This is a genomic window from Neisseria meningitidis (assembly GCF_022869645.1).
Lineage (GTDB): Bacteria > Pseudomonadota > Gammaproteobacteria > Burkholderiales > Neisseriaceae > Neisseria > Neisseria meningitidis.
Map to the genome: position 1 here is coordinate 112952 of NZ_CP064367.1, position 26224 is coordinate 139175.

The window sequence follows — 26224 nt, forward strand, 5'->3', positions numbered from 1 at the left end:
GCCGTTTAAAGTAAAAAAATATTTTAAAACAGACAGTTGATATTGACAAATTCAAACCGAGGATTTTAAAATGCTGCCAAGCCAAGCCAAGCCAAGCCAAGCCAAGCCAAGCCAAGCCAAGCCAAGCCAAGCCCTGATCTAAGCGACACAGCCGGGGCGAACACCGAGGCAATCTACACTTCAGACGGCATTACCGCCAACTCTACCCAACTCGAACAGCTCAAAAAACTGTTTCCCGCCTGTTTTGACGCAGACGGAAATTTCCTTATCGACAGATTACAAGCCGAAATTGCGCCACAGACCGACATCGGACGCGAATTTTACGAAATGAACTGGCTGGGCAAATCATATGCCCGCCTGCTTCGCAACCTGCCGCCCGAAACCCTGATAAGTGAAGATAAGACGCACAACGCCAAGCCCGAAAATGCAGGCAGCCAAAACCTGCTGATTCGTGGCGACAATCTAGAAGTGTTGAAACACTTAAAAAACGCCTATACAAACAGCGTGAAGATGATTTACATCGACCCGCCCTACAACACTGGCTCGGACGGCTTTGTCTATCAGGACGACCGCAAATTCACCCCAGCCGAACTTGCCCGCCTGGCGAATATTGACGAAGACGAAGCCGCGCGGATTTTAGATTTCACCGACAAAGGCTCAAACTCGCACAGCGCATGGCTCACCTTTATGTATCCGCGCCTGTATGTCGCCCGCGAACTGTTGCGCGAAGATGGCGTGATTTTTATCTCGATTGATGATAACGAAGCAGCGCAGTTGAAGTTGCTTTGCGATGAAGTGTTTGGGGAAGGGAATTTTATTAAAGATTTAATTGTTAATACATCAGAAGGTGGTGGTAATGCAAAATATGTTGTAAATGGGCATGAAACTGTTTTAGTTTATGCGAAAGATATTACTCATTTTGACAATCTAAAAAGACCAAAAGATATACGCGGCAAAAAAATTGTAATCAATGATGAATTATATTGGATACAGGAAGATGCCGTTCGCGAACAGTTTGGCAAATATGGGAACTTACATTACGAAGATATTATTGAAATAAAAGGAATTGAGTTTAAAAACAAAATTGATAAAGATATTGAAAATAATGAATATATCTTAATTCCGAAGTCTTATGGGAAAACAATTATTGGAAAACTTAGAAAAGTATCCGATGATTTTTCCAAATTTCATAGCATCTTAAATATTGGAAATATAAGTAAAAATCTTACTAAAGATGGTATTCGTGAATTAGAAGAGTTGTTTGAAACTGGAAAAGGTTATTCTCCTTTTGAAACACCAAAACCATTAGATTTATTGAAAAGATTAGTTCTTTCCGCAACTTTCAAGGGAAATCAAACTGACCTAATCCTAGACTTCTTCGCAGGCAGCGGTACAACCGCCCATGCCGTCATGCAGCTTAACGCCGAAGAACAAAACGGCAGCCGACGCTATATCTGCGTGCAGCTTCCCGAAAAAACCGCTGAAAAATCCGAAGCCCATAAAGCGGGCTACCCAACCATCTTCGACATCACCAAAGCCCGCATAGAAAAGGCCGCCGCCAAAATCCGCACCGAACATCCCGATTACACCAGCGATTTGGGCTTCAAAATCTTTCAAACGGCAGACAATTTCAGGCAGCATCCGGACAAGGATTTTTCGCCCGACCAACCGGATTTGCCGCTTAACGATGAATTAAGCGAAGAACAGCTGCAAACGCTTCTGACCACCTGGACGCTGTATGACGGGGCGGCACTGACCACGCCGGTTGAGCCTGTGCGGTTAGGGGATTACATGGCGTATTTGTGCGAAAAGCGGCTGTATCTGCTTAACAAGGGTTTTACTTCCGTCGATTTGTTGGCGTTTATCCGCAAGCTGGACGACGATGCGGCTTTCAATCCCAACCGCGTGATTGTATTCGGCAGCAATATGGCAAGCGCCATGCAGCACGAACTTGACCAGGCGGTTCGCGGTTATGCCAATAAAAAAGAAATTGAGTTAAACGTGATTATCAGGGTTTGACGGAGAAAGTTTATGAGTGGTTTTAATTACGAGAAAAACCAGCCGCACCAAATGCGGGCGGTTTCGGCGGTTTTGGGCGTGTTTGACGGGGCAACGCCCAAATATCGGGCGGCAGACGAAAATCCCGAACTTTTGTTTGCTGCAAAACAATACGCAGACAATATCCTGAAAGTGCAAAGCCAAAACGGCATAGACGGCCGATTCCCCGACCGTTCGGACGACCAAAATATCCTTGATATTTCCATGGAAACGGGCACGGGCAAAACCTATACCTACACACAAACCATGTTCGAGCTGCACCGTTGGCTGGGCGTGTTCAAATTTATCGTGGTCGTGCCGACTTTGTCCATTAAGGCGGGAACGCGGCAGTTTTTGCAAAGCAAGGCTTTGGCAGAGCATTTTAAACAGGATTTCGGCGGCGATTATGAAGGCGTACGCCTGAAAACCTATGTGGTGGAAAGCGCGAAAAAGAATAAGGGCAAAAAGTCCAATGCGCCCATAACAATCGAGCAATTTGTCAAAGCGGAAAACAAAAAGGAAATCCATGTGCTGCTGATTAACGCGGGCATGGTTAATTCGCCGTCCATGACCGATACGGGCGACAAGGCATTGAAGGATTTGTTTGACAATCCCGTTGATGCATTGGCTGCCGTGCGCCCGTTTGTGATTGTGGACGAACCGCATAAATTCCCGACCCGAGATAGCGCGAAAACGTGGGGCAATATCAAACGCTTAAAACCGCAATATATTTTGCGCTACGGTGCGACATTTAACGATGAATATTACAACCTGCTTTACCGTCTGACGGCTGTAGACGCGTTTAACGACGGGCTGGTCAAAGGCGTGCGCGTGTTTCAGGAAGAAATGCAGGGCGGCATGGATGCGGCGGTAAAACTGGTGTCGTCGGACGGCAAAGAAGCGAAATTTGAATTAAACGAAAAGGACAAAAAGCAGACGTTCAAACTGGCAAAAGGCGAAGATTTGGCGAAAATCCATCCCGCTGTTTCGGATTTGAAAATCGACAAAATGAATAAAACCGTGGTGGTGTTAAGTAACGGCTTGGAGTTGAAAACGGGTGCCGTCATCAACCCTTATTCCTATTCGCAAACGGTGCAGGATGCGATGATGCAGCGGGCGGTTGCCGAGCATTTCAAGCTGGAACGTGCGCTTTTGGCAGAACGCGCGCCACAGCCCAAAATCAAGCCGCTGACACTGTTTTTTATTGACGATATTGCGGGCTACCGCAGCGGCAACGAGCTTTCAGGCAGCCTGAAAGATAAATTTGAAAGCTGGATTCACGCGGAAGCGGCACGCCGCCTGAAAACGGAAAGCGACCCGTTTTACCGCGATTACCTGCAAAAGACGTTGGACGATGTATCCGCCTGCCACGGCGGTTATTTTTCCAAAGACAATACAGACAGCGACGATAGAATCGAGCAGGAAATCAATGAAATCCTGCACGATAAGGAAAAACTGTTGTCTTTGGACAACCCGCGCCGCTTTATTTTTTCCAAATGGACGCTGCGCGAAGGCTGGGACAATCCCAACGTTTTCCAGATTTGCAAACTGCGTTCCAGCGGCAGCACGACTTCCAAGCTGCAAGAAGTCGGACGCGGCCTGCGCCTGCCGGTAAACGAGCTGATGGCGCGGGTGCGCGATGTGCCGTACAAACTGAATTATTTTGTCGATAGCAGCGAAAAAGACTTTGTGAAGCAGCTTGTCGGCGAAATCAACGATAATTCTTTTCAGGAAGAAATCTCCAAAAAGTTTACCGAAGAGCTGAAACAAAAAATATTGCAAAAATACCCCGATATCAAACCGCTGGTATTGGTAAACCAACTGTTTTCAGACGGCATCATTGACGACAATGAAAACTTTGCCGAAGACGGCTATGACAAATTAAAAGCCGCCTATCCCGAAGCCTTCCCCAAAGGTTTGGACAAAGGCAAAGTCAGCAACGCCAAAGACGAGGGCAAAGACACCATCATCATGCGCGAAGGCAAATATGAAGAACTCAAGGCCTTGTGGGAGCTGATTCACCATAAAGCCGTTTTGCAGTACAAAATCAAGGATGAAGCCGAATTTGTCGATTTATTTACCGCCTATTTGCGTGAAAACGCCGCCAAATTCCCGCAGGCAGGCATACGCACGGCGGTAAACGAAGCTTATATCAACAACGGGCTTATGCTTTCCCGCCGCATAGACAGTTTTGAAGATGAAGATTTTATCCGTTTCAACACAATGAATTACCGAGAGTTTCTGGAAAAACTGGCACAAACGGCAAAAATCCGCATGCAGACTTTGCATCAGGCGTTTTACCGCGTCCGCGACGAACTGAACATTGGCGATTTTTTGAATATGCAGACCATCGCCCAAATCAAAAACGGCTTCAACCGGTTTTTGCTTCATCATTCCTTCCATAAATTCGAACTGGATTACCGGCTTGTCGGCAGCAAAATCCATCCGACCAAATTTACCGATAAAGACGGCAAACCGCGCGCGGTGAAAAAAGCAGATTTGGGAAGATTTGAAGATACGGAGCACCGGCCTGCCGCCGGCTATCTCTTCGACGAGATTTTCTACGATTCGGATATAGAACATGAAAATGTCGCCAACAACCAAATTGAAGGCGTAACCGTATTCACTAAAATACCGAGAAACTCCATCAAAATCCCTGTTGCCGGCGGCGGCACGTATTCGCCCGATTTTGCCTATATCGTGAAAACCAAAAGCGGCGAGATTCTGAACTTTGTGATTGAAGCCAAAGGGACTGACGGGGCGGAAGATTTGCGAAAAAGCGAAGAGCGGAAAATCAAACATGCCGAAAAGCTGTTTGCCGAGATTTCCAAAGAAATCAAGGTGGTGTTCAAAACGCAGTTTGACGGCGAGAGGATAGCCGAACTGATCGGGCAAAATATGCCCGCAGTCGGGCATTCTGAAAACGGATACTGAGAAACAAATGTTTGGGAGCCGTCTGCTTCGGGCTTTTAAAATGCCGTCTGAAACGCCAAACGGGCTTCAGACGGCATTTTTGACGGCGGGGGTTACGCGCCGCAGGCTTTCGGCTTGTTCGCCAGAATGTTGATGACTTTGCGTTCGGCTTTTTGCGGCTCGATTTTGATTTCGCTCTCATCTTCTTCGCTGCCGTCTGAAAAACGTTCGGGCATTTTTTCGCTGTCAAAAGCCAAATCGCCGCCGTGTTTCAGGCTTTGACCGCGTTCCAATCCGACAAAATCAAAGAGTTCGGTATCGGCAAGGTGGGACGGGACGACGTTTTGCAGGGCAGAGAACATCGATTCGATACGGCCGGGGAAGCGTTTGTCCCAATCGCGCAGCATATCGCCGATGACTTGGCGTTGCAGGTTGGGTTGCGAGCCGCAGAGGTTGCACGGGATGATGGGGAATTGTTTTAATTCGGCGTATTTGATTAAGTCTTTTTCTTTTACATACGCCAGCGGACGGATGACGATGTGTTCGCCGTTGTCGCTCACCAGCTTGGGCGGCATGGCTTTGAGTTTGCCGCCGTAAAACATATTTAAAAACAAGGTGGCGAGGATGTCGTCGCGGTGGTGTCCCAAGGCGATTTTGGTGCAGCCCAATTCTTTTGCAGTGCGGTAGAGGATGCCGCGGCGCAGGCGGCTGCACAGCGAACAAGTCGTTTTTCCTTCGTCCAACACGCGTTTGACGGTGGAATAAGTGTCTTCTTCGACGATTTTGTACGGCACGCCGATGCTTTCGAGATAGGTCGGCAATACTTCTTCGGGGAAGCCCGGCTGCTTTTGGTCGAGATTGACGGCGACCAGTTGGAAATCAATCGGCGCGCTGGCTTGGAGCCGGCGCAGGATGTCTAACAGGGCATAGCTGTCTTTGCCGCCGGAGAGGCAGACCATGATTTTGTCGCCCGGCTCGATCATGTTGAAATCGTTAATCGCGTCGCCGACGGCGTGGCGCAGGCGTTTGCTGAGTTTGTTGTTTTCGAGTTCTTGCTTGATTTTTTTGGACATAACGGTTCGGGTTTGAAAATTGGAAAGGCGGCATTGTAACCGATTGACGGGGCGGCAATGCCGTCTGAAGGGCTTCAGACGGCATCGGCGGCTTATTCTGCATTTTCGGTTTTAAAGAAGAGATGAACCGCTTTGAAGATACCGCCGTTTGGGACGGTCAGTTCTTTTTGTGCGGCGGAGAATTTAATCACGGCAAGGGCGGTAAAGTTTTCCGAATCTTGAACGCTGTCGAGCACGATGCCGGCCTCTTCGCCGTCCGCTGCCAATACGCTGCCCGCTTCGGCTGCCGAATTTCCAGACAATACCGCCAAGCCGCGTTTGACCTGCCCCCGATACTGGGCACGCGCGATGATTTCCTGTCCCGGATAGCAGCCTTTTTTGAAGTGTACGCCGCCGATGATGTGCTGGTTGAGCATTTGGGCAACGGCAGTTTCTTTGGTAGCCGCGCATATCCACGGATAACCGCTACGGATTTCGTGCAGCCGCCACGCGTTTTCGGCGGCGGCATCATAAGGCGGCAAGGTGTTTTTGGGGGCGATGCGAAGGATGCCGCCATGAGGCAGAGCGATAGAGCAGATGCCGTCTGAATCTTGTTGTGCGGCAAAGGCAAGGTTGGGTTCTTGCGCGGCAAGCGGTTCGGCGGATGCTTCCAATTCCGCGCCGACGGCGTAATCTTCAAGGATTTCAAAAACGGCTTTGGCACGCAACACAAACATCCGCAAACGTTTGACCGTTGCTTCAAGCAAGTCTTGCGCCATAATCAGCAGCAAATCGCCGCCTCGGTTGACGACAATCATATTGGCGATGACGCGGCCTTTGGGCGTGTTGTAAGTCGCATAACACGCCTGCCCGGTCTGAAGATTATTGATGTCGTTGGAAAGCTGTCCGTGCAGGAAGGTTTGGCGGTCTTCGCCGCTGACGCGTACCACGCCGAAAAAGGGCAGTAAGGTTTTCATCATTTGCGTACTCTGAAATATAAAGGAAATCTGTTTATGCGGTTGCCGCATCTTTCTTCACGGCGGTTATTTTGATTTCGACACGCCACTCCGGACGGGCGAGCCGTGCTTCCACGCAGGCGCGGGCGGGCGTTCTGCCGGCGGCAACCCAAGCGTCCCACACGCCGTTCATTTCCGCATAGTCGCCCATATCGCGCAGATAGATGACCGCATCCAAAACGTGCGCTTTGTCCGAGCCGCATTCCGCCAGCCAGCGGTCGATTTGGGCAAGCACGTCGGCAGTCTGTTCGGCAGCCGTTTCACCGTTTTCGGGAACCATGCCGGAGAGGAAAATCAAGCCGTTTGCGCCGACGGCTTCGGAATAGCGGGGCGTTGTGCCGAAATATCGGATATCCATATCGGTTTCCTTCGATAAAGGGGATATATGGTAACATTGCGCTTGACCGATTTCCATGTTTTGCATGACGAAAAATGAGTAAACACACTTATCCGATAACACCTGCCGTGCGCGTTTTGCGTGAAAACGGCATCGAATTTGAACCTTTTACCTATGCCTATGAGGAACACGGCGGCACGGCGCAGTTTGCCCGACTATTCGGCAAAGACGAACACTTGGTCATTAAAACCATTGTTTTGCAAGATGAAAACGGTAAGGGGCTGATTGTCTTGATGCACGGCGACAAGCAGATTTCAACCCGCAATCTGGCGCGGCATTTGGGTGCGAAACACATCGAACCCGCCACGCCCGTACAGGCAAACAAGTGGACGGGCTATCTGGTCGGCGGCACAACGCCGTTCGGCATCCGGACAAAATTGGATATTTACGTCGAACAGTCGGTGATGGATTTGGAAACCATCTATATCAACGGCGGAAAACGCGGGTTCATTATCGGCATCCGTCCCAGAGATTTAAATATTTTGAACCCGAAAACAATACAGGCGGCGGTTTGACGGGAAAGTATAAAGGAACAATATGGACAAAGATTTGTATGCCGTATTGGGCGTGTCGCCGCAGGCGGGAGCGGACGAAATCAAACGCGCCTACCGCAAGCTGGCGATGAAATATCATCCCGACCGCAATCCGGGCAATCCGAAGGCGGAAGAAAAGTTCAAAGAAATCCAACGGGCTTACGATACGCTTTCCGACCTGTCGAAACGGATGCAATACGACGCGTCCTTCAGACGGCATGAGGAACGCGGGCGGCAGGAAGAGGCATTCCGCCGCGAACAGGCGCGCAGGGAGCAGTTTTACCGCGAACAGATGCGCCGCGAACAGGCGTTCAGACAGGCGTTTGAACGGCAGGCATCACGTTCGTGCCATACTTACGAACCGTCCGGCGGCGGAAGCGGGCGCAACTATGTCCTCGCCGCCTACATCCTGTTCGGTTTGGGTGCAATCATGCTGTTCATGCCCATAGTCGGCGTGATTTTCGCCTATATGCCCATAGTCGGCGTGATTCTCGCCTATATGAAACGGAACAGTTTGGACAGCATTGTCTATGCCGCACATACCGAATACCTGATTAAAACCTTTTGGCGCACATTTTGGCTTTATATTTTGGGCGCGCTGACTGCCCTTTTGGGTATCGGCGTGCTGATTATTATTGCAACGAACGTCTGGTATTTCTACCGCATCATCGCCGGCTTTATCCGCTTCAACGGCGGCAGGGCGGTTGCACCCGAGAAATGGATATAGTATGGCTTACCTGTTAATCAGCATCGTGTTCAGCGTATCGGTTTCCATTTTGCTGAAAATGGCAAGGAAGAAAAAAATCGACATCGCGCAGGCGGTCGCCGTCAATTATGTGGTCGCGGTCATACTGACCCTGCTGGTATTGAAGCCGGATGTCGGCAATATCGGCGCATTTTTGCCGACATGGTGGCTGTTTGCCGCATTGGGCGTGCTGCTGCCGTCCGTATTTGTCATTATGGGCAAATCCGTAGAATCCGCCGGTATCGTCAAATCCGACGCGGCGCAGCGTTTGTCGCTGTTTTTGCCGATTGTTGCCGCCTTGACGCTGTTTGGCGAAAAACTCAGCGAAGGCAGACTAATCGGGCTGTGCCTCGCATTTGCCGCACTGTTCTGCCTGCTTTGGAAACACAGCGGTGGCAAAAAATCAGGAAGCGCGTGGCGGCAGGCGGCATTGCTGCTGGGCGTGTGGGCAGGTTACGGCATTATCGATATCCTGTTCAAACAGCTTGCCAAAAGCGGAACGGCATTTGCGGGCAACCTGCTGGTTGCATTTGTGCTGGCGGGTGTGCTGATGTTTGCCTGCCTGTTTGCCAAATCGGTCAGATGGCGTGTTGAGAGTGTGGTTGGCGGCATATTCTTGGGCGGTTTGAATTTTATGAATATCGTAACCTACATCACCGCGCACCAAATGATGAAGGATAATCCGACCTTGGTTTTTGCCGGTATGAATATCGGCGTGATTGTTTTGGGTACGCTTTCGGGCGCATTGTTTTTTAAGGAAAAAATCAACACAATCAATACGGCGGGAATCGTATTGGCACTGTGTTCCATCGCCTGCCTGTTTTATTGGGCGGAGGTCAAGGCACTGTTCGGCATATAATCCGGCTGATTGATATAATTAAATGCCGTCTGAAAGGGCACTTCCTTTCAGACGGCATTTGTCCGTAATGTTTACAGATGAGGATTCATCAGGTTCTCGGGGGAGAGGATGCGGTTGAGTTCTTCTTCGCTCAACAACCCGCGTTCCAAAACAACCTCGCGCACGCCTTTGCCGGTTTGGGCGCAGATTTTGCCGACCAAATCGCCGTTGTGGTGTCCGATATACGGATTCAGATAAGTGACCAAACCGATGGAGTTGAAAACGTAACGTTCGCAGATTTCGCGGTTGACCGTAATGCCTTTGACGCATTTGTCGGACAGGTTGACGGCGGCATTACCCAAGAGGGAAATCGTTTCAAACATACATTGGGCGATGACCGGCTCCATTACGTTTAATTGCAACTGACCTGCTTCGGCGGCGAAAGTGATGGTGGTGTCGTTGCCGATGACTTTGAAGCAGACTTGGTTGACGACTTCGGGAATCACGGGATTGACTTTGGCAGGCATAATGGAAGAACCGGCCTGTAATTCGGGCAGGTTGATTTCTTTCAAGCCGGCACGCGGGCCGGAAGAGAGCAGGCGCAAGTCGTTGCAGATTTTGGAGAGTTTGACCGCCGTGCGCTTCAATGCGCCGTGTACCATCACATATGCGCCGCAGTCGGAGGTCGCCTCGATCAGGTTTTCAGTCAGTTTGCAAGGCAAGCCGCTGACTTCGGAGAGTTTTTTGACCACCAGTTCGGCGTAGCCTTTAGGCGTGTTCACGCCTGTACCGATGGCGGTGGCGCCGAGGTTGACTTCCAAAAGCAGTTGGCGAGTACGGTCGAGGTTGAGGATTTCTTCTTCCAACAACACTTGGAAAGATTGGAATTCCTGGCCTGCCGTCATCGGTACGGCATCTTGAAGCTGGGTGCGGCCCATTTTCAAAACGTCTTTAAATTCTTCGGCTTTGGCGGCAAAGGCGTTTTTCAATACGGTCAGTTTGTCGAGCAATTCGCCGATGCTGTAATACACGGCAAGGCGGAAGCCCGTGGGATAGGCATCGTTGGTCGATTGGCTGGCGTTGACGTGATCCATCGGATTGACGATGTCGTAGCGGCCTTTCTCATAGCCCAAGGCTTCCAATGCGAGGTTAGCGATGACTTCGTTGGTGTTCATATTGACCGAAGTTCCCGCACCGCCCTGATACACGTCGGACGGGAATTGGTCGAGGCAGCGGTTGTTTAACAAAACTTCGTCGCAGGCCTTTTCAATGGCGGCGGCGATTTCGGGTTTTACTGCACCCAATTCGCCGTTTGCCTGCGCGGTTGCTTTTTTCACCATCACCATGCTGCGGACAAATTGTGGCACGTCGGAAATTTTTTGTGTGGAAATTTTAAAGTTTTCAATGGCGCGCAAAGTATGGATGCCCCAATATACTTCAGCAGGGATCTCGCGGTCGCCCAATAAATCGTGTTCGATACGGACAGTCATGTTTTTACCTTTGTAAGTCGGATAATTAATATTGAAAAAATGCGCCATCGGAAAGATGCCGCCGCAGGACGAACACTATACCGGCCGGATGAAATTGTCCATATCGTATGCCGTCTGAAAACGGGAAACGTTGTTTTCGGGTGTTATAGTGGATTAACAAAAATCAGGACAAGGCAACGAAGCCGCAGACAGTACAAATAGTACGGAACCGATTCACTTGGTGCTTCAGCACCTTAGAGAATCGTTCTCTTTGAGCTAAGGCGAGGTAACGCCGTACTGGTTTTTGTTAATCCACTATACTTTCCGGACTTTCCGGCAAGCCCTGCCTGCCGCTGAAATATCTTTCGGCGGATTGTGCTCCGCCATATCGGCTTACCGTTGGCGGGGCGGTTTGATGAAGACGGCACAAATGCCGTTTGAAGGACGTTCAGACGGCATTTGTGCTGATTCGCATCAAGATTTATTGTTTGGCTGCCTCGATTTGGATGTCGATGCGGACGCTTTTGGTCATACCAACGTTAACGAGGTAGTCCACGCCCCATTTGGTGCGGTCGATGGTGGTGCTGAAGTCGCCGCCGCAAACTTCGGTTTTCTCCATCGGGCTTTGGTAGCAGTTGAATTTTTCGGCTTTGAGTTTGACGGGGGCGGTTTTGCCGTGCATGGTCAGGTTGCCGTCAACGGAAACCAGTTTTTTGCCGTTGAAGTTGAATTTGGTGGAAACAAAGCGGATGTCCGGATATTGGGCGGCATCGAAGATGTCGGCTGATTTCAGGTGGTCGGTAAAGTGTTGCGAACCGCTTTGCAGGTTGGCAATGGGGATGGTGATGTCGATTTTACCGTCGCGTTTTGCTTGGTCGAACTCGACGGAACCGGTCAGACCGTAAAAACCGCCGACGTTGGTGCTGGTGTTGAAATGGTCGATGGCGAAACGGGCGTTGGCGTGATATTCGTCCACTTTGTAGGTGGCGGCGGAGGCAGTACTGATGGCGGCGGCTGCGAGTGCGGCGAAGATGATTTTTTTCATGATGATAATCCTTTGTGTGGGCCGGTAAAGGCGTTTATCCTAACATAGGCAGGGATTTATGGCATTTCCTGCCGGTAAACGGTGGGTTTGCAGGCGGTTGACGAACGGGGCGGGCGGAAAAGGGCGGATGAAAAAGCGCGGTGTGATCCGCGCTTTGTTTTTTTACAAGGCGGCGAGTACCGCATCGCCCATTTCGGAGCAGGAAACGAGTTTTGTGCCTTCTTCGTAAATGTCGCTGGTACGCAAGCCTTGTTGCAGCACTTTTTGGACGGCGTTTTCAACTTGTTGCGCGCGCGCTTCGTCGTTCAGGCTGTAACGCAGCAACATTGCGAGCGAGAGGATGGTGGCCAGCGGGTTGGCTTTGTTTTGTCCGGCGATGTCGGGGGCGGAGCCGTGAGACGGTTCGTACAGGCCTTTGCCGTTTTCGTCCAGCGAGGCGGAAGGCAGCATACCGATGGAGCCGGTCAGCATGGAGGCTTCGTCGGAGAGAATGTCGCCGAAGATGTTGCCGGTGGCAATGACGTCGAATTGTTTGGGCGCACGCACGAGCTGCATGGCGGCGTTGTCGACGTACATATGGGAAAGCTCGACATCAGGGTACTCTTTGCCGATTTCTTCAAAGATTTCGCGCCACAATTCGGTGGTTTCCAAAACGTTGGCTTTGCCTACGGAGCAGACTTTTTTGCTGCGTTTTTGGGCGGATTGGAAAGCGACGTGGGCGATGCGGCGGATTTCGCTTTCGCTGTATTTCATGGTGTTGTAGCCTTCGCGTTCGCCGTTTTCCAGAACGCGGATGCCGCGCGGTTCGCCGAAATAGATGTCGCCGGTGAGTTCGCGCACAATCAAAATATCCAAACCGGCAACGATTTCAGGCTTCAGCGTGGAGGCGTTGGCTAATTCGGGATATAAAACGGCAGGACGCAAATTGGCAAACAGGTTCAAATCCTTACGGATTGCCAACAGGCCGCGCTCAGGACGCAACGGACGGTCGAGGTTGTCGTATTGAGGAGAACCGACTGCACCAAGCAGGACGGCATCGGCTTTGCGGCAGAGGTTTTGCGTGAATTCGGGATAGGGATGGCCGTATTCGTCGTAGGCTTCGCCGCCCAATGGGGCGTATTCGTAGCCGGCATCCAAGCCTTGGGCGATAAGTTTGTCGAGTACGCGGACGGTTTCGGCGACGATTTCTGGGCCGATGCCGTCGCCGCGCAAGATAGCGATATGTTTGGTCATTTTGTTTTTCCTTTTTTTGTCAATAAAGAGTGGGGATGCCGTCTGAAAAAAGTTCGGGCAGGTTTAGAGGTCGGATACGCTGCCAAGATGCCGTTATAGACGCTCTGTTTCGATACGGATTTTAAATACCGCTTTGCGTATGTTTGCCTTGTCACCGACTAATGGTGCATGCGCATCATTTGGAAAAAATAGCGCAAATTCGCCTGGTTCCAAGGTCAGCCAAGTTTCTGGCTCGCAGTTGAAAAACTCGATATCGCGCTTTTCGTTGTAGCCCAAACCGTTTTTCAGACGGCCTCTGTCTATCCAGCCATATGTTTCGCTGCCATCAATCGGCGTTTGAATATCAATATGTTTTAAGTGCGCTTCAGGCTTGGCTTCTCCCTTCGTCCTCATCGGCTCGCTACCGATAAAAATACGGATATTGGGATTCTTGCATGGCACCTGACCGTCGGGCAGCTTGGCAAAATCCAAGGTCTGTAACAGATGGAAGGCCTCGGCAAAGTCGGGATGCAAGGCAGCGTAGCGGGTGGCATTGCTTATGGTGTCGGTAATCATGGTATATTTTTGTAGATTAAAGGCCGTCTGAAACACTTAAATTTTTCAGACAGCCTTTTGTATATCAACCGTTAAACAGCCAAGGCTGACTTTGGCGGCGTTTTTCTTCAAAGGCGTGAATTTCATCGGCATGTTGCAGGGTCAGGCCGATTTCGTCCAAGCCGTTTAAGAGGCAGTGTTTGCGGTGTTCGGTAATGTCGAATGTGAATGTTTCGCCGCCAGGGGTGGTCAGGGTTTGTTCGGCAAGGTCGATGGAGAGCTGATAGCCTTCGTTGGCTTCAACTTCTTTGAAAAGCCGATCGACTTGTTCTTCGGTCAACACGATAGGTAAAAGGCCGTTTTTGTAGCAGTTGTTAAAGAAGATGTCGGCGAAGCTGGGGGCGATGACGGCGCGGAAGCCGTAGTCGTCCAATGCCCAAGGGGCGTGTTCGCGTGAAGAGCCGCAACCGAAGTTTTTACGCGTCAACAGGATTTGCGCGCCTTGGTAACGCGGCTGGTTCAGCGAGAAATCAGGGTTCAACGGGCGTTTGCTGTTGTCCATGCCTGGTTCGCCGTGGTCGAGGTAACGCCATTCGTCAAAGGCATTGGGGCCGAAGCCGCTGCGTTTGATGGATTTTAAAAATTGTTTGGGGATGATGGCGTCGGTATCGACGTTGCTGCGGTCGAGCGGGGCGACGATGGCGGTAATTTTGGTAAAGGCTTTCATGGGTTTGCGTCTTGTGCTGACGATGCCGTCTGAAGCGGTTTCAGACGGCATCGCGAATCGGTTATTCGGTGGCGTTTTCGATTTTTCCGCCGAGATGGGAAATGCCGCGTCCGACGGCATTGCCGCCTTTTTTGACGGCTTCTTTGGTTTTGTCCCAGCCTTTTTCGACGGCGTTGCCTGTTTGTTCGGCGGCGCGTTCGGCGGCGGCCTGTGTTTTGTCAAGGTTGCGGGCGGTGTCTTGTTTCGCGCCCTCCCAAGTGCCGGCGCAGGCGGACAAGGCGAGGGCGGACAGGGCGGTAATGAAAAGTTTGTTCATGGTTAAACTCCTTGGTTTGAATATTAAAGGTGTTTCTGCCTTACGGGACATATTTCAGACGGCCGCGTCAAATTCTTAAAGACCGCCTGAAAATACTTACGCCATCATGCGGATGTCGGTAAAGCGGCCGGTAACGGCGGCGGCGGCTGCCATAGCGGGGCTGACGAGGTGGGTACGTCCGCCGTTGCCTTGACGGCCTTCAAAATTGCGGTTGGAGGTGGAGGCGCAGCGTTGCCCCGGGGTCAGGCGGTCGGCGTTCATGGCGAGACACATCGAACAGCCCGGTTCGCGCCATTCAAAACCGGCTTCGATGAAAATTTTGTCCAAGCCTTCTTTTTCGGCTTGTTCTTTAACCAAACCGGAGCCGGGGACGATTAACACGCGCTGTACGTTGGCGGCTTTTTTGCGGTCTTTGGCGATGGCGGCGGCTTCGCGCAAGTCTTCGATGCGGCTGTTGGTGCAAGAGCCGATGAATACGATGTCGACGGGGATTTCGTTTAATGGCGTACCGGCTTCCAAGCCCATGTATTCAAGGGCGCGTTCCATACCGCTGCGTTTGACCGGATCGGTTTCTTCGGCAGGATTCGGCACTTTGCTGCTGATGTCTAAAACCATTTCAGGCGAGGTACCCCAAGTGACTTGCGGTTCGATGTCTTCGGCGTTGAAACGGTATTCTTTGTCGAATACCGCACCTTCGTCAGACACCAGCGTGCGCCAGTACTCGACGGCTTTGTCCCACGCTTCGCCTTCGGGTGCGAAGGGTTTATCTTTTACATAGTCGATGGTGGTTTGGTCGACGGCAACCATGCCTGAGCGCGCACCGGCTTCGATCGCCATATTGCATAAAGTCATGCGGCCTTCCATAGAAAGGCTGCGGATGGCTTCGCCGCCAAACTCGACGGCGTAGCCTGTACCGCCCGCCGTGCCGATTTGCCCGATGATGTAAAGTGCCACGTCTTTGGCGGTAACGCCCGCTTTTAATTTGCCGTCAACGGCAATCAGCATGGATTTGGATTTTTTCGCGGTAATGCACTGGGTCGCCATCGTGTGCTCGACTTCGGAAGTGCCGATGCCGTGCGCCAGTGCGCCGAATGCGCCGTGGGTGGAAGTGTGCGAGTCGCCGCAGACGACGGTCATACCGGGCAGGGTCGCGCCTTGTTCGGGGCCCATAACGTGTACGATGCCCTGACCTTTGTCCATAAACGGAAAATAGGCGAGTGCGCCAAACTCTTTAATGTTTTTGTCCAAAGTATCGACTTGCAGCTTGGAAATCGGGTCTTGGATGCCTTTGTCCCAATCGCCGGTCGGGGTGTTGTGGTCGGCGGTGGAGACGACGCTGTCGATGCGCCACAGCTTGCGCCCCGCCATTTTCAAGCCTTCAAATGCCTGAGGGCTGGTAACTTCGTGCACCAAATGGCGGTCGATGTAGAGCAGGACGGTGCCGTCTTCTTCTTCGCGGACGACGTGGCTGTTCCAAAGTTTGTCGTAGAGGGTTTGTGCTGTCATGATGTTGTTCTTTTGGATAAATGGTAATGCGGATTGGGCGGATTTTAGACGTATTCTTTATACCGCGCAACAAATTTTGTCTAATTTTTGAGCCGGTGTTATTTTGCAAACAATTTTAACGAAAAAATTAGACGTATTGTCCATTTCAGTAAACAGTTATATCTAAAGCATGATTCGATACGAAAGAATACTTGTCGTCATTCTTTTAAAGGCATTATCATCTGCATCTTGTCAAAAAACACACAGAGGCAGACGAAAGATGAAATTACCGGTGATGTCGCCCGAACATTCGGCGCAACTTCAGGCGTTTGAGGCAAAAATCCTGTCCAATCACGCCAAAATCGAGGCGTGGTTCCGCACGCAGTGGAGCGTACACCGCCCGCCGTTTTACGGTTCGGTCGATATACGCAATGCCGGTTACAAAATTTCGTCTATCGATATGAATTTGTTCCCCGGCGGCTTCAATAATCTGAATCCCAACTTTATCCCGCTGGCGGCGGTTGCCGCGCAAGATGCGGTGCAACGCGCCTGCGAAACGGCGAAATCCGTATTGATTATTCCCGAAAACCACACGCGCAATACGTTTTACCTGCAAAACATTTACGCCCTCGGCGAGATTTTGCGTTCGGCAGGGTATGAAGTGCGCTTGGGCAGCCTGAATCCGGAAGTAACCGAACCGACCGAATTTGAAACTGCATTGGGCGACAAAATCCTGTTGGAACCTTTATTGCGTACCCGCGACCGCGTCCATCTTGCAGACGGCTTTTCGCCTTGCGTGGTTTTGTTGAACAACGATTTGTCTGCCGGCATTCCCGACATCCTCAAAGGCATCAGCCAAACCGTTTTGCCGCCGTTGCACGGCGGTTGGACGACGCGCCGCAAAACAAATCATTTCGGCGCGTACAACCAAGTTACCGCCGAATTTGCCAAGTTAATCGGCATCGACGAATGGCAAATTAACCCTTATTTTGAAAAAATCGGCGGTTTGGACTTCCAAGGGCGTGAAGGCGAAGACGCGTTGGCGGAAGCGGTAGAACGTGTGCTGGCGAAAATTCAAGCCAAATACGACGAATCGGGCATTACCGACAAACCTTTCGTCATCGTCAAAGCCGATGCCGGCACTTACGGCATGGGCGTGATGAGCGTCAAATCCGCCGACGAAGTGCGCGGATTGAACCGTAAAAACCGCAATAAAATGGCGAAAGTCAAAGAAGGCTTGGAAGTCAGCGAAGTGATTGTCCAAGAAGGGATTTATACTTATGAAACCTTAAACGGCGCGGTGTGCGAACCCGTCGTGTATATGATGGACCGCTTCGTCATCGGCGGCTTTTTCCGCGTACACGAAGGGCGCGGTGCGGACGAAAACCTCAACGCCGGCGGTATGGTGTTTGTTCCGCTGTCTAACAGCATCCCCACCGGCAACGGCGACAACTCCCAAGAAGCGCCCGAAGCCTGCAAGCGCGTATTCGAACAATGGGACTCGCTGGGTATGCCGCGCTCTGAAAAAGACTGCGACGTGGACAACGAACACAACCGCCTCTACGTTTACGGCGTAATGGCACGCCTGTCGCTTCTGGCGGCTTCAATCGAGTTGGAAGAAACGGCGTAAGACTGTTTTGAAATACAGATGCCGTCTGAAGCGGAAATCCGGTTCAGACGGCATTTCGGATATTTGGCGTGTGGGAACATTTGTTTCAGACGGCATCTCAGACTATTTAAAAAAGGGAAAACATGAGCATCAAGCAATGGCCGGAAGGCGAAAGACCCAGGGAAAAGCTGTTGGAACGCGGGGCGGCGGCTTTGAGTGATGCCGAACTTTTGGCAATCCTGCTGCGCGTCGGCACGCGCGGAATGAGTGCGGTCGATTTGGCGCGTTATTTGCTGCAGGAGTTCGGCAGTTTGGGGAGGCTGATGAGCGCGGAGGTCGGCAAACTGTCGGCATACAAAGGGATGGGGACGGCAAGTTTCACACAGTTTGCCGTAGTCAGGGAAATCGGGCGGCGGATATTGGCGGAAGAATTGCAGGAGAGCATCGTCCTGTCCGATCCGGATACCGTTGCCGATTATTTACGCTTTCATTTGGGGCAGGAAAAAGTCGAAGTCAGCGTCGCGCTGCTGTTGAACCGCCAAAACCAACTGATTGCGGTCAGAGAGCTGTCGCGCGGTACGGTTGCGGAAAACACGATTTACATCCGTGAAATTGTCAAACTGGCATTGGACGAATATGCCGACAGCCTGATTATCGCGCACAACCATCCGGGCGGCTCGCCCGAACCTTCGCAGGAAGACATCATGTTCACAAGGCGGCTGGCACAGGCAATGTCGCTGGTCGATGTGTCGCTGCTCGACCATTTTATCGTAACGGCGCAAACCGTCCGTTCGTTCAGACAGTTCGGGCTGATGCCCTGACACCCTGTTTTACATGCGGCGGCTCTGATAAAATAGCCGCTTCAACCGTATTCGACAGATATTGTTAAGTTAATGGAAACACAAAACAAACCTACCGTTACCGACATTGACCGCCCCATACTCGTCCCGCCCGGCGGACATAAAAAAGTCTTGCTGCATTCCTGCTGCGCCCCGTGCAGCGGCGAAGTGATGGAAGCTATGCTGGCCAGCGGCATTGATTACACCATTTATTTTTACAATCCCAATATCCATCCGCATAAAGAGTATATGCTCCGAAAAGAGGAAAACGTACGCTTTGCGGAAAAGTTCGGCATCCCTTTCATCGACAAAGACGACGATTACGAAAACGACCGCAAAGAATGGTTTGCCAAAGCCAAAGGCATGGAGTTTGAGCCGGAACGCGGCATCCGCTGCACCATGTGTTTCGATATGCGTTTTGAAAAGGCGGCGCAATACGCGCATGAACACGGGTTCCCCGTCTTTACCAGTTCGCTGGGCATTTCACGCTGGAAAAATATGGCGCAAATCAACGACTGCGGACACCGCGCCGCCGCGCCTTACGATGATGTGGTGTATTGGGATTTCAACTGGCGCAAAGGCGGCGGCAGCGCGCGTATGATTGAAATCAGCAAACGTGAAAACTTCTACCAGCAGGAATATTGCGGTTGTGCCTATTCCCTGAGGGATTCCAACGCCCACCGCAAATCGCAGGGACGCATCCCCATCAAACTCGGCGTGCTGTATTACGGCGACGAATCGACACAATACGAACCTGCACCCATCCGGGTGGACAAATAAACACCCGATGCCGTCTGAAGGTTCAGACGGCATCGGGTTCGGCATCGGCACGGGGAAAGGTTTGCCGGTTTGGCAATCTGCAATCGGAAACCGCATTGGCAAGTTTGCCGTTTTGATAAAACACCCCGTTGCCGCGTCGGGAGGACGGCATTATGAAATCCCTTTTTATTCGGCTGCTCCTGTTGGGTTCGGCGGCCGGCGTTTTCTATCATACCCAAAACCAATCCCTGCCCGCGGGCGAACTTGTCTATCCGTCCGCACCGCAAATCAGGGACGGCGGCGATGCGCTGCACTACCTCAACCGCATCCGCGCCCAAATCGGTTTGCACAAGCTGGCACACGCGCCGGTTTTGGAAAATTCCGCCCGCAGGCACGCACGCTATCTCACGCTCAATCCCGAAGACGGACACGGCGAACACCATCCCGACAATCCGCACTACACCGCACAAAAGCTGACCGAACGCACACGCCTTGCCGGGTATCTCTACAACGGCGTGCATGAAAACATCAGCACGGAAGAGGAAGCCGCCGAATCGTCCGACAGCGACATCCGCACGCAGCAACGCCAAGTGGACGGATTAATGAGCGCAATCTACCACCGCCTTTCCCTACTTGACCGCCATACGGATGAGGCAGGAGCGGCATTTGTGCGCGAAAACGGTAAAACCGTTCTCGTATTCAATCAGGGCAACGGCAGGTTTGAGCGGCATTGCGCCCAAGGCAGAAATCAGCCGGAAGCAGGACGGAAATATTACCGCAACGCCTGCCATAACGGTGCGGTCGTGTACACCGACGAAGCCATGCCCGCACAGGAGCTGCTCTATACAGCCTATCCCGTCGGCAACGGCGCACTGCCTTATTTCCACGGCGAGCGTCCAGACCCCGTGCCGGAATATGAAATCACGGGCAATCCTGCCAGCATTGATTTTTCCGAGGCGGCAGGCAAAATTACGATGAAAAGTTTCAAGCTGTATCAGGGTAAAAACGAAATCCGCCCCGTCAGGGTTTTAACCGCCGGCAACGACCCCAACGGCAGGCTGACCGCGTACCAATTCGCGCTTTTCCCGCTCAAGCCTTTGGAATACGGTACGCTTTATACGGCGGTATTCGACTATGTCCGCAACGGACGGCGCGCGCAGGCGAAATGGCAGTTTAGAACCCGAAAACCCGATTACCCTTATTTTGAGGTAAACGGCGGCGAGACACTTGCGGTTAGAAAAGGCGAAAAATATTTCATCCACTGGCGCGGACGCTGGTGTTTGGAAGCGTGTACCCGTTATACCTACCGGCAGCGACCCGGCAGCCGCCTGTCCATAGGAAGGCACGAGGCGGGCGGCATCGTCTTCAGCGTTGACGGAATGGCGGGCAGCCGCATCACGCTTGCACCGGAAGGAGAAACGGAACGAGGCGTAACCCTTTATTTACAGGATTGAATACATGACAGGCAGAACAGGCCGCAACGGCAGTACCCAAGCGCAACCCGAACGCGTCATGCTGGTGGGCGTAATGTTGGACAAAGATGGCACGGGCAGCAGTGCCACCCGTCTGAACGGTTTTCAGACGGCATTGGCGGAAGCTGTCGAGCTGGTCAAAGCGGCGGGCGGCGATTCCGTGCGCGTGGAGACTGCCAAACGCGACCGTCCGCACACCGCGCTGTTTGTCGGCACGGGCAAGGCGGCGGAGCTGTCAGAAGCAGTTGCCGCAGACGGCATCGATTTGGTCGTATTCAACCACGAACTTACGCCCACGCAGGAACGCAATTTGGAAAAAATCCTCCAATGCCGCGTATTGGACAGAGTGGGGCTGATTCTGGCGATTTTCGCCCGCCGCGCCCGCACGCAGGAAGGCAGGCTGCAAGTCGAGTTGGCACAATTGAGCCATTTGGCGGGACGCTTGATACGCGGTTACGGCCATCTGCAGAGCCAGCGCGGCGGTATCGGCATGAAAGGCCCCGGCGAAACCAAACTGGAAACCGACCGCCGATTGATCGCCCATCGGATCAATGCCTTGAAAAAACAGCTTGCCAACCTCAAAAAACAGCGCGCCCTGCGCCGCAAGTCCCGCGAATCGGGCACAATCAAAACGTTTGCGCTGGTCGGCTATACCAATGTCGGCAAATCCAGCCTGTTCAACCGGCTGACCAAGTCGGGCATATATGCGAAAGACCAGCTTTTCGCCACACTCGACACGACGGCGCGGCGGCTGTACATCAGTCCCGAATGCAGCATTATCCTGACCGATACCGTCGGATTCGTCAGCGATCTGCCGCACAAACTGATTTCCGCCTTTTCCGCCACGCTGGAAGAAACCGCGCAAGCCGATGTGCTGCTGCACGTCGTCGATGCCGCCGCTCCGAACAGCGGACAGCAGATTGAAGACGTGGAAAACGTACTGCAAGAAATCCATGCCGGCGATATTCCGTGCATCAAGGTGCACAACAAAACCGACCTGCTGCCGTCTGAAGAACAAAACACGGGCATATGGCGCGACGCTGCGGGAAAAATTGCCGCCGTCCGCATTTCCGTTGCTGAAAATACCGGTATAGACGCACTGCGCGAAGCCATTGCCGAGTCTTGTGCCGCCGCACCAAACACAGACGAAACCGAAATGCCATGAAAAAAACCTGTTTCCACTGCGGTCTGGATGTTCCCGAACACCTCCACCTGACTGTCCGTTACGAAAACGAAGACCGCGAAACCTGCTGCGCCGGCTGTCAGGCGGTCGCACAAAGCATTATTGACGCGGGCTTGGGCAGTTATTACAAACAACGCACCGCCGACGCGCAAAAAACCGAGCTGCCGCCCCAAGAAATCCTCGACCAAATCCGCCTGTACGACCTGCCCGAAGTCCAGTCCGACTTTGTGGAAACCCACGGCGGCACGCGCGAGGCGGTTTTAATGCTCGGCGGCATCACCTGCGCCGCCTGCGTCTGGCTGATCGAACAGCAGCTTTTGCGTACAGACGGCATCGTCCGCATCGACCTCAATTACAGCACGCACCGCTGCCGCGTCGTCTGGGACGACGGCAAAATCCGCCTTTCCGACATTCTGTTGAAAATCAGGCAGATAGGCTACACCGCCGCACCCTATGACGCGCAAAAAATCGAAGCCGCCAACCAAAAAGAACGCAAACAATACATCGTCCGCCTCGCCGTTGCCGGGCTGGGGATGATGCAGACGATGATGTTCGCGCTGCCGACCTACCTTTACGGCAGCGACATCGAACCCGATTTCCTGCAAATCCTCCATTGGGGCGGCTTTTTAATGGTGCTGCCCGTCGTATTCTATTGCGCCGTCCCGTTTTATCAAGGCGCGCTGCGCGACTTGAAAAACCGCCGCGTCGGCATGGATACGCCGATTACCGTCGCCATCATCATGACCTTTATCGCCGGCGTTTACAGCCTTGCGACAAATGCGGGGCAGGGGATGTATTTCGAATCCATCGCGATGCTGCTGTTTTTCCTGCTGGGCGGACGCTTTATGGAACACATTGCCCGCCGTAAGGCAGGCGATGCCGCCGAGAGGCTGGTGAAGCTGATTCCTGCGTTTTGCCATCATATGCCCGATTACCCCGATACGCAGGAAACCTGCGAGGCAGCTGTCGTCAAATTGAAGGCGGGCGATATCGTGCTGGTCAAACCGGGCGAAACCATCCCCGTTGACGGCACGGTGCTGGAAGGAAGCAGTGCCGTCAACGAATCTATGCTGACCGGCGAGAGCCTGCCCGTCGCCAAAATGCCGTCTGAAAAAGTAACCGCCGGCACACTCAACACGCAAAGCCCCCTGATTATACGCACCGACCGCACCGGCGGTGGCACGCGACTGTCGCACATCGTCCGCCTGCTCGACCGCGCCTTAGCGCAAAAACCGCGCACTGCCGAGTTGGCGGAACAATACGCCTCGTCTTTCATATTCGGCGAACTCCTGCTTGCCGTCCCCGTCTTCATCGGCTGGACGCTGTACGCCGACGCGCACACCGCATTGTGGATTACCGTCGCCCTGCTGGTCATTACCTGCCCCTGCGCCTTATCGCTTGCCACGCCGACCGCGCTGGCAGCTTCTACCGGTACGCTGGCGCGTGAAGGTATTTTAATCGGCGGTAAGCAAACCCTGGAAACGCTCGCCCAAACCACCGACATTATTTTCGACAAAACCGGCACGCTGACCCAAGGCAATCCCGCCGTCCGCCGTATCTCATTGTTGAGAGGCACAGACGAAGCCTTTGTTCTCGCGGTGGCGCAGGCTTTAGAACAACAGTCCGAACATCCCCTTGCCCGCGCCATCCTCAAACACCGTGTTTCAGACGGCAGCGTCCCCGACATTGCTATTAAACAACGCCTCAACCGCATCGGCGAAGGCGTGGGCGCGCAACTGACCGTCAACGGCGAAACACAGGTTTGGGCATTGGGCAGGGCATCCTATGTCGCCGAAATTTCAGGTAAAGAACCGCAAACAGAAGGCGGCGGCAGCGCGGTTTACCTCGGCAGTCAAAGCGGTTTCCAAGCCGTGTTCTACCTGACCGACCCCTTGAAAGACAGCGCGGCGGAGGCGGTGTGGCAGTTGGCAGGCAAAAACCTGACCCTGCACATCCTCAGCGGCGACCGCGAAACCGCCGTTGCCGAAACCGCCCGCGCCCTGGGTATCACGCACTACCGCGCCCAAGCCATGCCCGAGGACAAACTGGAATACGTCAAAGCCTTGCAAAAAGAAGGGAAAAAAGTACTGATGATAGGCGACGGCATCAACGACGCGCCCGTTTTGGCGCAGGCAGACGTATCCGCCGCCGCAGCGGGCGGGACGGATATTGCGAGGGACGGCGCGGACATTGTGTTATTGAACGAAGATTTGCGTACCGTCGCCCACCTGCTCGATCAGGCGCGGCGCACCCGGCAGATTATCCGGCAAAACCTGATATGGGCGGGCGCGTACAATATCATTGCCGTACCGCTTGCCGTTTTGGGCTATGTCCAACCGTGGATAGCCGCACTGGGTATGAGTTTCAGTTCGCTGGCGGTTTTGGGCAATGCCTTGCGCCTTCACAAACGGGGGAAAATGCCGTCTGAAAAAATGCCGTCCGAACAATGACGGACGGCGTTGCTTTAGACGTATAGTCGATTAAAACAAAAATGAGACGATGAAGGATTACAAACTTAAAGTATGCATTGTTACCGCTCAAACACGTTGGCGTTTAAAATTTGAGATCGAATTGCTAGGTATTTGATTTTATTAAATAAGAGATTATATTAATGAGGAAAAAAAATTAAAAAGTGGATTTATGCGATAAATGGAATAATGATGTCAATATGGATTATTTTTTTTCCAAATACCGGTTCTGTGTATGACGGTGGCAGAACAACCATTTTCAATGAAAACCATCCTTTTCATTTTATTTTCTGCATAACATTTCTTATTGGGACAATTTTTCTTATATATCATGCATATAATGATAACTAATTTTTAACATCCTTATTGTTATATCATGATGAAATGACAATAAGGATGTTTTTCTGCTTTGGCTACGCAGAACACCGTCGTCAGTCCCGCGCAAGCGGGAATCTATATGTTTGGTTTCTCTTTTATTTTCAGATACTATAGTGGATTAACAAAAATCAGGACAAGGCGACGAAGCCGTAAACAGTACAAATAGTACGGCAAGGCGAGGCACCGCTGTACTGGTTTTTGTTAATCCACTATAATGAAACGGATAAGTTTGGATCCTAGCCTGCGCGGAAATGACGGAAATGTGCATTTCTAATTTTTACCCACTATAAAAACCCGAATCCTGATTGGCAGGATTCGGGTTTTTTTATCGCTGATGCCGTTCAGACGGGATTTTCAAACAGCTTATTGATCTACAAACGCACGCTCAATCAGGTAGTCGCCGCGCACGCCTGTTTTCGGGGAGACGGTCAGACCGAAATCGTCCAAAACTTTGCAGGTGTCTTTCAGCATCGCGGGGCTGCCGCACAGCATCGCGCGGTCGTCTTGCGGGTTGATTTTGGGCAGGCCGATGTCTTCAAACAGTTTGCCGCTCACCATCAGGTCGGTTAGGCGGCCGTGGTGTTCGAATTCTTCTCGGGAAACAATCGGGTAGTAAATCAGTTTTTCTTTAACCAAGTCACCGAGGTATTCGTGTTCGGGCAATTCTTTGGTAAAGCGGTCGTAGTACGCCAAATCTTTTTTGTAGCGCACGCCGTGTACGAGGATGATTTTTTCAAATTGCTCGTAAATTTCGGGGTCTTTGGTGATGCTCAAGAAAGGAGCGATGCCGGTACCGGTGCTCAACAAGTAAAGGTGTTTGCCCGGATTCAGGTCGCCGGCAACCAGGGTTCCGGTCGGTTTTTTGCTGATTAACACGTCGTCGCCGACTTTGAGGTGTTGCAGGCGGCTGGTCAGCGGACCGTCTTGGACTTTAATGCTGAAAAATTCGAGGTGTTCTTCCCAGTTGGCGGAGGCGACGCTGTATGCGCGCATCAGCGGCTTGCCGTCCACCATCAATCCGACCATAACGAACTGTCCGTTTTCAAAGCGCAACGATTCGTCGCGGGTGCAGGTAAAGGTAAAATATGCGTCTGTCCAGTGGTGTACGGACAATACTTTTTGGGTATTGAATGCTGCCATTTGGGTTTCCTGTCAGTAAAAGAAATGGATAGTGCT

The 26224-nt window shown here is 52.1% G+C and carries 24 protein-coding genes; 11 read left to right on the plus strand and 13 right to left on the minus strand.

Going from position 1 to position 26224, the window contains the following annotated elements:
- The first annotated feature begins 171 nt into the window (after positions 1–171).
- The gene (locus IUJ45_RS00500) at positions 172–2019 is read left to right on the plus strand and encodes a site-specific DNA-methyltransferase (protein ID WP_415752980.1); all 1848 of its coding nucleotides are present in this window, start codon (positions 172–174) and stop codon (positions 2017–2019) included.
- Between the two features lie 12 nt (positions 2020–2031).
- Positions 2032–4971 carry a type III restriction-modification system endonuclease gene (locus tag IUJ45_RS00505; protein WP_082308599.1) on the plus strand — a complete coding sequence of 980 codons (2940 nt, stop codon included), beginning with the start codon at positions 2032–2034 and terminating at the stop codon, positions 4969–4971.
- A gap of 92 nt (positions 4972–5063) precedes the next feature.
- Here IUJ45_RS00505 and ttcA read toward each other — a convergent pair whose 3' ends face one another.
- The 3 genes from ttcA to IUJ45_RS00520 all read right to left on the minus strand — a co-directional run bounded on the left by ttcA (position 5064) and on the right by IUJ45_RS00520 (position 7376).
- Positions 5064–6023: a tRNA 2-thiocytidine(32) synthetase TtcA gene (ttcA, locus tag IUJ45_RS00510; RefSeq protein WP_002246943.1), complete on the minus strand. Its 960-nt coding sequence runs from the start codon at positions 6021–6023 to the stop codon at positions 5064–5066.
- A 92-nt stretch (positions 6024–6115) separates the two neighbouring features.
- Positions 6116–6979: a CAF17-like 4Fe-4S cluster assembly/insertion protein YgfZ gene (gene ygfZ, locus IUJ45_RS00515; RefSeq protein ID WP_002246966.1), complete on the minus strand. Its 864-nt coding sequence runs from the start codon at positions 6977–6979 to the stop codon at positions 6116–6118.
- Positions 6980–7013: 34 nt separating this feature from the next.
- Positions 7014–7376, minus strand: coding sequence for a RidA family protein (locus tag IUJ45_RS00520; protein ID WP_002217102.1), 363 nt, complete (start codon positions 7374–7376; stop codon positions 7014–7016).
- A 74-nt stretch (positions 7377–7450) separates the two neighbouring features.
- Between IUJ45_RS00520 and ybaK the strand changes: the two genes are divergently transcribed.
- The 3 genes from ybaK to IUJ45_RS00535 are packed head-to-tail and all read left to right on the plus strand — an operon-like array spanning position 7451 to position 9552.
- Positions 7451–7930, plus strand: a complete 480-nt coding sequence (gene ybaK / locus IUJ45_RS00525) for a Cys-tRNA(Pro) deacylase (RefSeq protein ID WP_002237028.1) — start codon at positions 7451–7453, stop codon at positions 7928–7930.
- Between the two features lie 22 nt (positions 7931–7952).
- Positions 7953–8675 (plus strand): DUF4870 family protein, encoded by a 723-nt coding sequence (locus IUJ45_RS00530; protein ID WP_002217104.1) that lies wholly within the window; start codon positions 7953–7955, stop codon positions 8673–8675.
- 1 nt (position 8676) lies between these two features.
- Positions 8677–9552, plus strand: a complete 876-nt coding sequence (locus IUJ45_RS00535; RefSeq protein WP_002246944.1) for a DMT family transporter — start codon at positions 8677–8679, stop codon at positions 9550–9552.
- Positions 9553–9623: 71 nt separating this feature from the next.
- Here the strand turns inward: IUJ45_RS00535 and aspA are convergent, their stop codons facing one another.
- From aspA to leuC, 7 genes are all read right to left on the minus strand, one after another.
- Positions 9624–11021: an aspartate ammonia-lyase gene (gene aspA / locus IUJ45_RS00540; protein ID WP_002234922.1), complete on the minus strand. Its 1398-nt coding sequence runs from the start codon at positions 11019–11021 to the stop codon at positions 9624–9626.
- 460 nt (positions 11022–11481) lie between these two features.
- Complete coding sequence (locus IUJ45_RS00545) at positions 11482–12045, minus strand: YceI family protein (RefSeq protein ID WP_002213429.1); 564 nt, start codon at positions 12043–12045, stop codon at positions 11482–11484.
- 162 nt (positions 12046–12207) lie between these two features.
- Positions 12208–13278, minus strand: coding sequence for a 3-isopropylmalate dehydrogenase (leuB, locus tag IUJ45_RS00550; protein WP_002213431.1), 1071 nt, complete (start codon positions 13276–13278; stop codon positions 12208–12210).
- Positions 13279–13371: 93 nt separating this feature from the next.
- Positions 13372–13833, minus strand: coding sequence for a NanQ anomerase/TabA/YiaL family protein (locus IUJ45_RS00555; RefSeq protein ID WP_002237965.1), 462 nt, complete (start codon positions 13831–13833; stop codon positions 13372–13374).
- Between the two features lie 64 nt (positions 13834–13897).
- Positions 13898–14539 carry a 3-isopropylmalate dehydratase small subunit gene (gene leuD, locus IUJ45_RS00560; protein ID WP_002224506.1) on the minus strand — a complete coding sequence of 214 codons (642 nt, stop codon included), beginning with the start codon at positions 14537–14539 and terminating at the stop codon, positions 13898–13900.
- A 61-nt stretch (positions 14540–14600) separates the two neighbouring features.
- Positions 14601–14855, minus strand: a complete 255-nt coding sequence (locus IUJ45_RS00565) for a hypothetical protein (protein WP_002213442.1) — start codon at positions 14853–14855, stop codon at positions 14601–14603.
- A gap of 96 nt (positions 14856–14951) precedes the next feature.
- Entirely contained in the window at positions 14952–16361 is a 1410-nt protein-coding gene (gene leuC, locus IUJ45_RS00570) for a 3-isopropylmalate dehydratase large subunit (protein ID WP_002213443.1), read from the minus strand.
- A 259-nt stretch (positions 16362–16620) separates the two neighbouring features.
- Between leuC and gshA the strand changes: the two genes are divergently transcribed.
- A complete protein-coding gene (gshA, locus tag IUJ45_RS00575; RefSeq protein ID WP_002213445.1) occupies positions 16621–17970 on the plus strand; it encodes a glutamate--cysteine ligase in 1350 nt (449 codons plus the stop codon).
- Here the strand turns inward: gshA and IUJ45_RS10920 are convergent.
- The gene (locus IUJ45_RS10920; protein WP_255265604.1) at positions 17944–18066 is read right to left on the minus strand and encodes a hypothetical protein; all 123 of its coding nucleotides are present in this window, start codon (positions 18064–18066) and stop codon (positions 17944–17946) included. The two genes, gshA and IUJ45_RS10920, sit on opposite strands and share 27 nt — an antisense overlap.
- Positions 18067–18092: 26 nt before the next feature.
- On the opposite strand from IUJ45_RS10920, the gene radC reads away from it, so the two are divergent.
- The gene (gene radC, locus IUJ45_RS00580) at positions 18093–18770 is read left to right on the plus strand and encodes a RadC family protein (RefSeq protein ID WP_002246220.1); all 678 of its coding nucleotides are present in this window, start codon (positions 18093–18095) and stop codon (positions 18768–18770) included.
- A 72-nt stretch (positions 18771–18842) separates the two neighbouring features.
- Positions 18843–19568, plus strand: a complete 726-nt coding sequence (locus IUJ45_RS00585; RefSeq protein WP_002213448.1) for an epoxyqueuosine reductase QueH — start codon at positions 18843–18845, stop codon at positions 19566–19568.
- A gap of 22 nt (positions 19569–19590) precedes the next feature.
- Here the strand turns inward: IUJ45_RS00585 and IUJ45_RS10925 are convergent, their stop codons facing one another.
- A complete protein-coding gene (locus tag IUJ45_RS10925) occupies positions 19591–19719 on the minus strand; it encodes a hypothetical protein (protein ID WP_009347251.1) in 129 nt (42 codons plus the stop codon).
- 1 nt (position 19720) lies between these two features.
- Here IUJ45_RS10925 and IUJ45_RS00590 point away from each other — a divergent pair, with 1 nt between their 5' ends.
- Genes IUJ45_RS00590 through IUJ45_RS00600 form a run of 3 tightly spaced genes read left to right on the plus strand, consistent with a single transcriptional unit; the run spans position 19721 to position 24652 of the window.
- Complete coding sequence (locus IUJ45_RS00590; protein ID WP_002225276.1) at positions 19721–21001, plus strand: CAP domain-containing protein; 1281 nt, start codon at positions 19721–19723, stop codon at positions 20999–21001.
- 4 nt (positions 21002–21005) lie between these two features.
- The gene (gene hflX, locus IUJ45_RS00595; protein WP_082308600.1) at positions 21006–22184 is read left to right on the plus strand and encodes a GTPase HflX; all 1179 of its coding nucleotides are present in this window, start codon (positions 21006–21008) and stop codon (positions 22182–22184) included.
- Positions 22181–24652, plus strand: a complete 2472-nt coding sequence (locus IUJ45_RS00600; protein WP_002246218.1) for a heavy metal translocating P-type ATPase — start codon at positions 22181–22183, stop codon at positions 24650–24652. Before hflX ends, IUJ45_RS00600 begins: the two co-directional genes overlap by 4 nt.
- A 759-nt stretch (positions 24653–25411) precedes the next feature.
- Here IUJ45_RS00600 and IUJ45_RS00605 read toward each other — a convergent pair.
- Entirely contained in the window at positions 25412–26188 is a 777-nt protein-coding gene (locus tag IUJ45_RS00605) for a ferredoxin--NADP reductase (RefSeq protein ID WP_002213456.1), read from the minus strand.
- Between the last annotated feature and the right edge of the window lie 36 nt (positions 26189–26224).

What these genes read in the sequence shown, in the direction of transcription:
- IUJ45_RS00605 (WP_002213456.1), bottom strand. Translation starts at nt 26,188, where the DNA reads ATGGCAGCATTCAATACCCAAAAAGTATTGTCCGTACACCACTGGACA.
- ybaK (WP_002237028.1), top strand. Translation starts at nt 7,451, where the DNA reads ATGAGTAAACACACTTATCCGATAACACCTGCCGTGCGCGTTTTGCGT.
- ttcA (WP_002246943.1), bottom strand. Translation starts at nt 6,023, where the DNA reads ATGTCCAAAAAAATCAAGCAAGAACTCGAAAACAACAAACTCAGCAAA.
- leuB (WP_002213431.1), bottom strand. Translation starts at nt 13,278, where the DNA reads ATGACCAAACATATCGCTATCTTGCGCGGCGACGGCATCGGCCCAGAA.
- leuC (WP_002213443.1), bottom strand. Translation starts at nt 16,361, where the DNA reads ATGACAGCACAAACCCTCTACGACAAACTTTGGAACAGCCACGTCGTC.
- ygfZ (WP_002246966.1), bottom strand. Translation starts at nt 6,979, where the DNA reads ATGAAAACCTTACTGCCCTTTTTCGGCGTGGTACGCGTCAGCGGCGAA.
- IUJ45_RS00545 (WP_002213429.1), bottom strand. Translation starts at nt 12,045, where the DNA reads ATGAAAAAAATCATCTTCGCCGCACTCGCAGCCGCCGCCATCAGTACT.
- IUJ45_RS00585 (WP_002213448.1), top strand. Translation starts at nt 18,843, where the DNA reads ATGGAAACACAAAACAAACCTACCGTTACCGACATTGACCGCCCCATA.
- IUJ45_RS10925 (WP_009347251.1), bottom strand. Translation starts at nt 19,719, where the DNA reads ATGCCGTCCTCCCGACGCGGCAACGGGGTGTTTTATCAAAACGGCAAA.
- leuD (WP_002224506.1), bottom strand. Translation starts at nt 14,539, where the DNA reads ATGAAAGCCTTTACCAAAATTACCGCCATCGTCGCCCCGCTCGACCGC.
- IUJ45_RS00600 (WP_002246218.1), top strand. Translation starts at nt 22,181, where the DNA reads ATGAAAAAAACCTGTTTCCACTGCGGTCTGGATGTTCCCGAACACCTC.
- IUJ45_RS00505 (WP_082308599.1), top strand. Translation starts at nt 2,032, where the DNA reads ATGAGTGGTTTTAATTACGAGAAAAACCAGCCGCACCAAATGCGGGCG.
- gshA (WP_002213445.1), top strand. Translation starts at nt 16,621, where the DNA reads ATGAAATTACCGGTGATGTCGCCCGAACATTCGGCGCAACTTCAGGCG.
- IUJ45_RS00535 (WP_002246944.1), top strand. Translation starts at nt 8,677, where the DNA reads ATGGCTTACCTGTTAATCAGCATCGTGTTCAGCGTATCGGTTTCCATT.
- IUJ45_RS00590 (WP_002225276.1), top strand. Translation starts at nt 19,721, where the DNA reads ATGAAATCCCTTTTTATTCGGCTGCTCCTGTTGGGTTCGGCGGCCGGC.
- IUJ45_RS00530 (WP_002217104.1), top strand. Translation starts at nt 7,953, where the DNA reads ATGGACAAAGATTTGTATGCCGTATTGGGCGTGTCGCCGCAGGCGGGA.
- IUJ45_RS00565 (WP_002213442.1), bottom strand. Translation starts at nt 14,855, where the DNA reads ATGAACAAACTTTTCATTACCGCCCTGTCCGCCCTCGCCTTGTCCGCC.
- hflX (WP_082308600.1), top strand. Translation starts at nt 21,006, where the DNA reads ATGACAGGCAGAACAGGCCGCAACGGCAGTACCCAAGCGCAACCCGAA.
- IUJ45_RS00555 (WP_002237965.1), bottom strand. Translation starts at nt 13,833, where the DNA reads ATGATTACCGACACCATAAGCAATGCCACCCGCTACGCTGCCTTGCAT.
- IUJ45_RS10920 (WP_255265604.1), bottom strand. Translation starts at nt 18,066, where the DNA reads ATGCCGTCTGAAACAAATGTTCCCACACGCCAAATATCCGAAATGCCG.
- IUJ45_RS00520 (WP_002217102.1), bottom strand. Translation starts at nt 7,376, where the DNA reads ATGGATATCCGATATTTCGGCACAACGCCCCGCTATTCCGAAGCCGTC.
- aspA (WP_002234922.1), bottom strand. Translation starts at nt 11,021, where the DNA reads ATGACTGTCCGTATCGAACACGATTTATTGGGCGACCGCGAGATCCCT.
- radC (WP_002246220.1), top strand. Translation starts at nt 18,093, where the DNA reads ATGAGCATCAAGCAATGGCCGGAAGGCGAAAGACCCAGGGAAAAGCTG.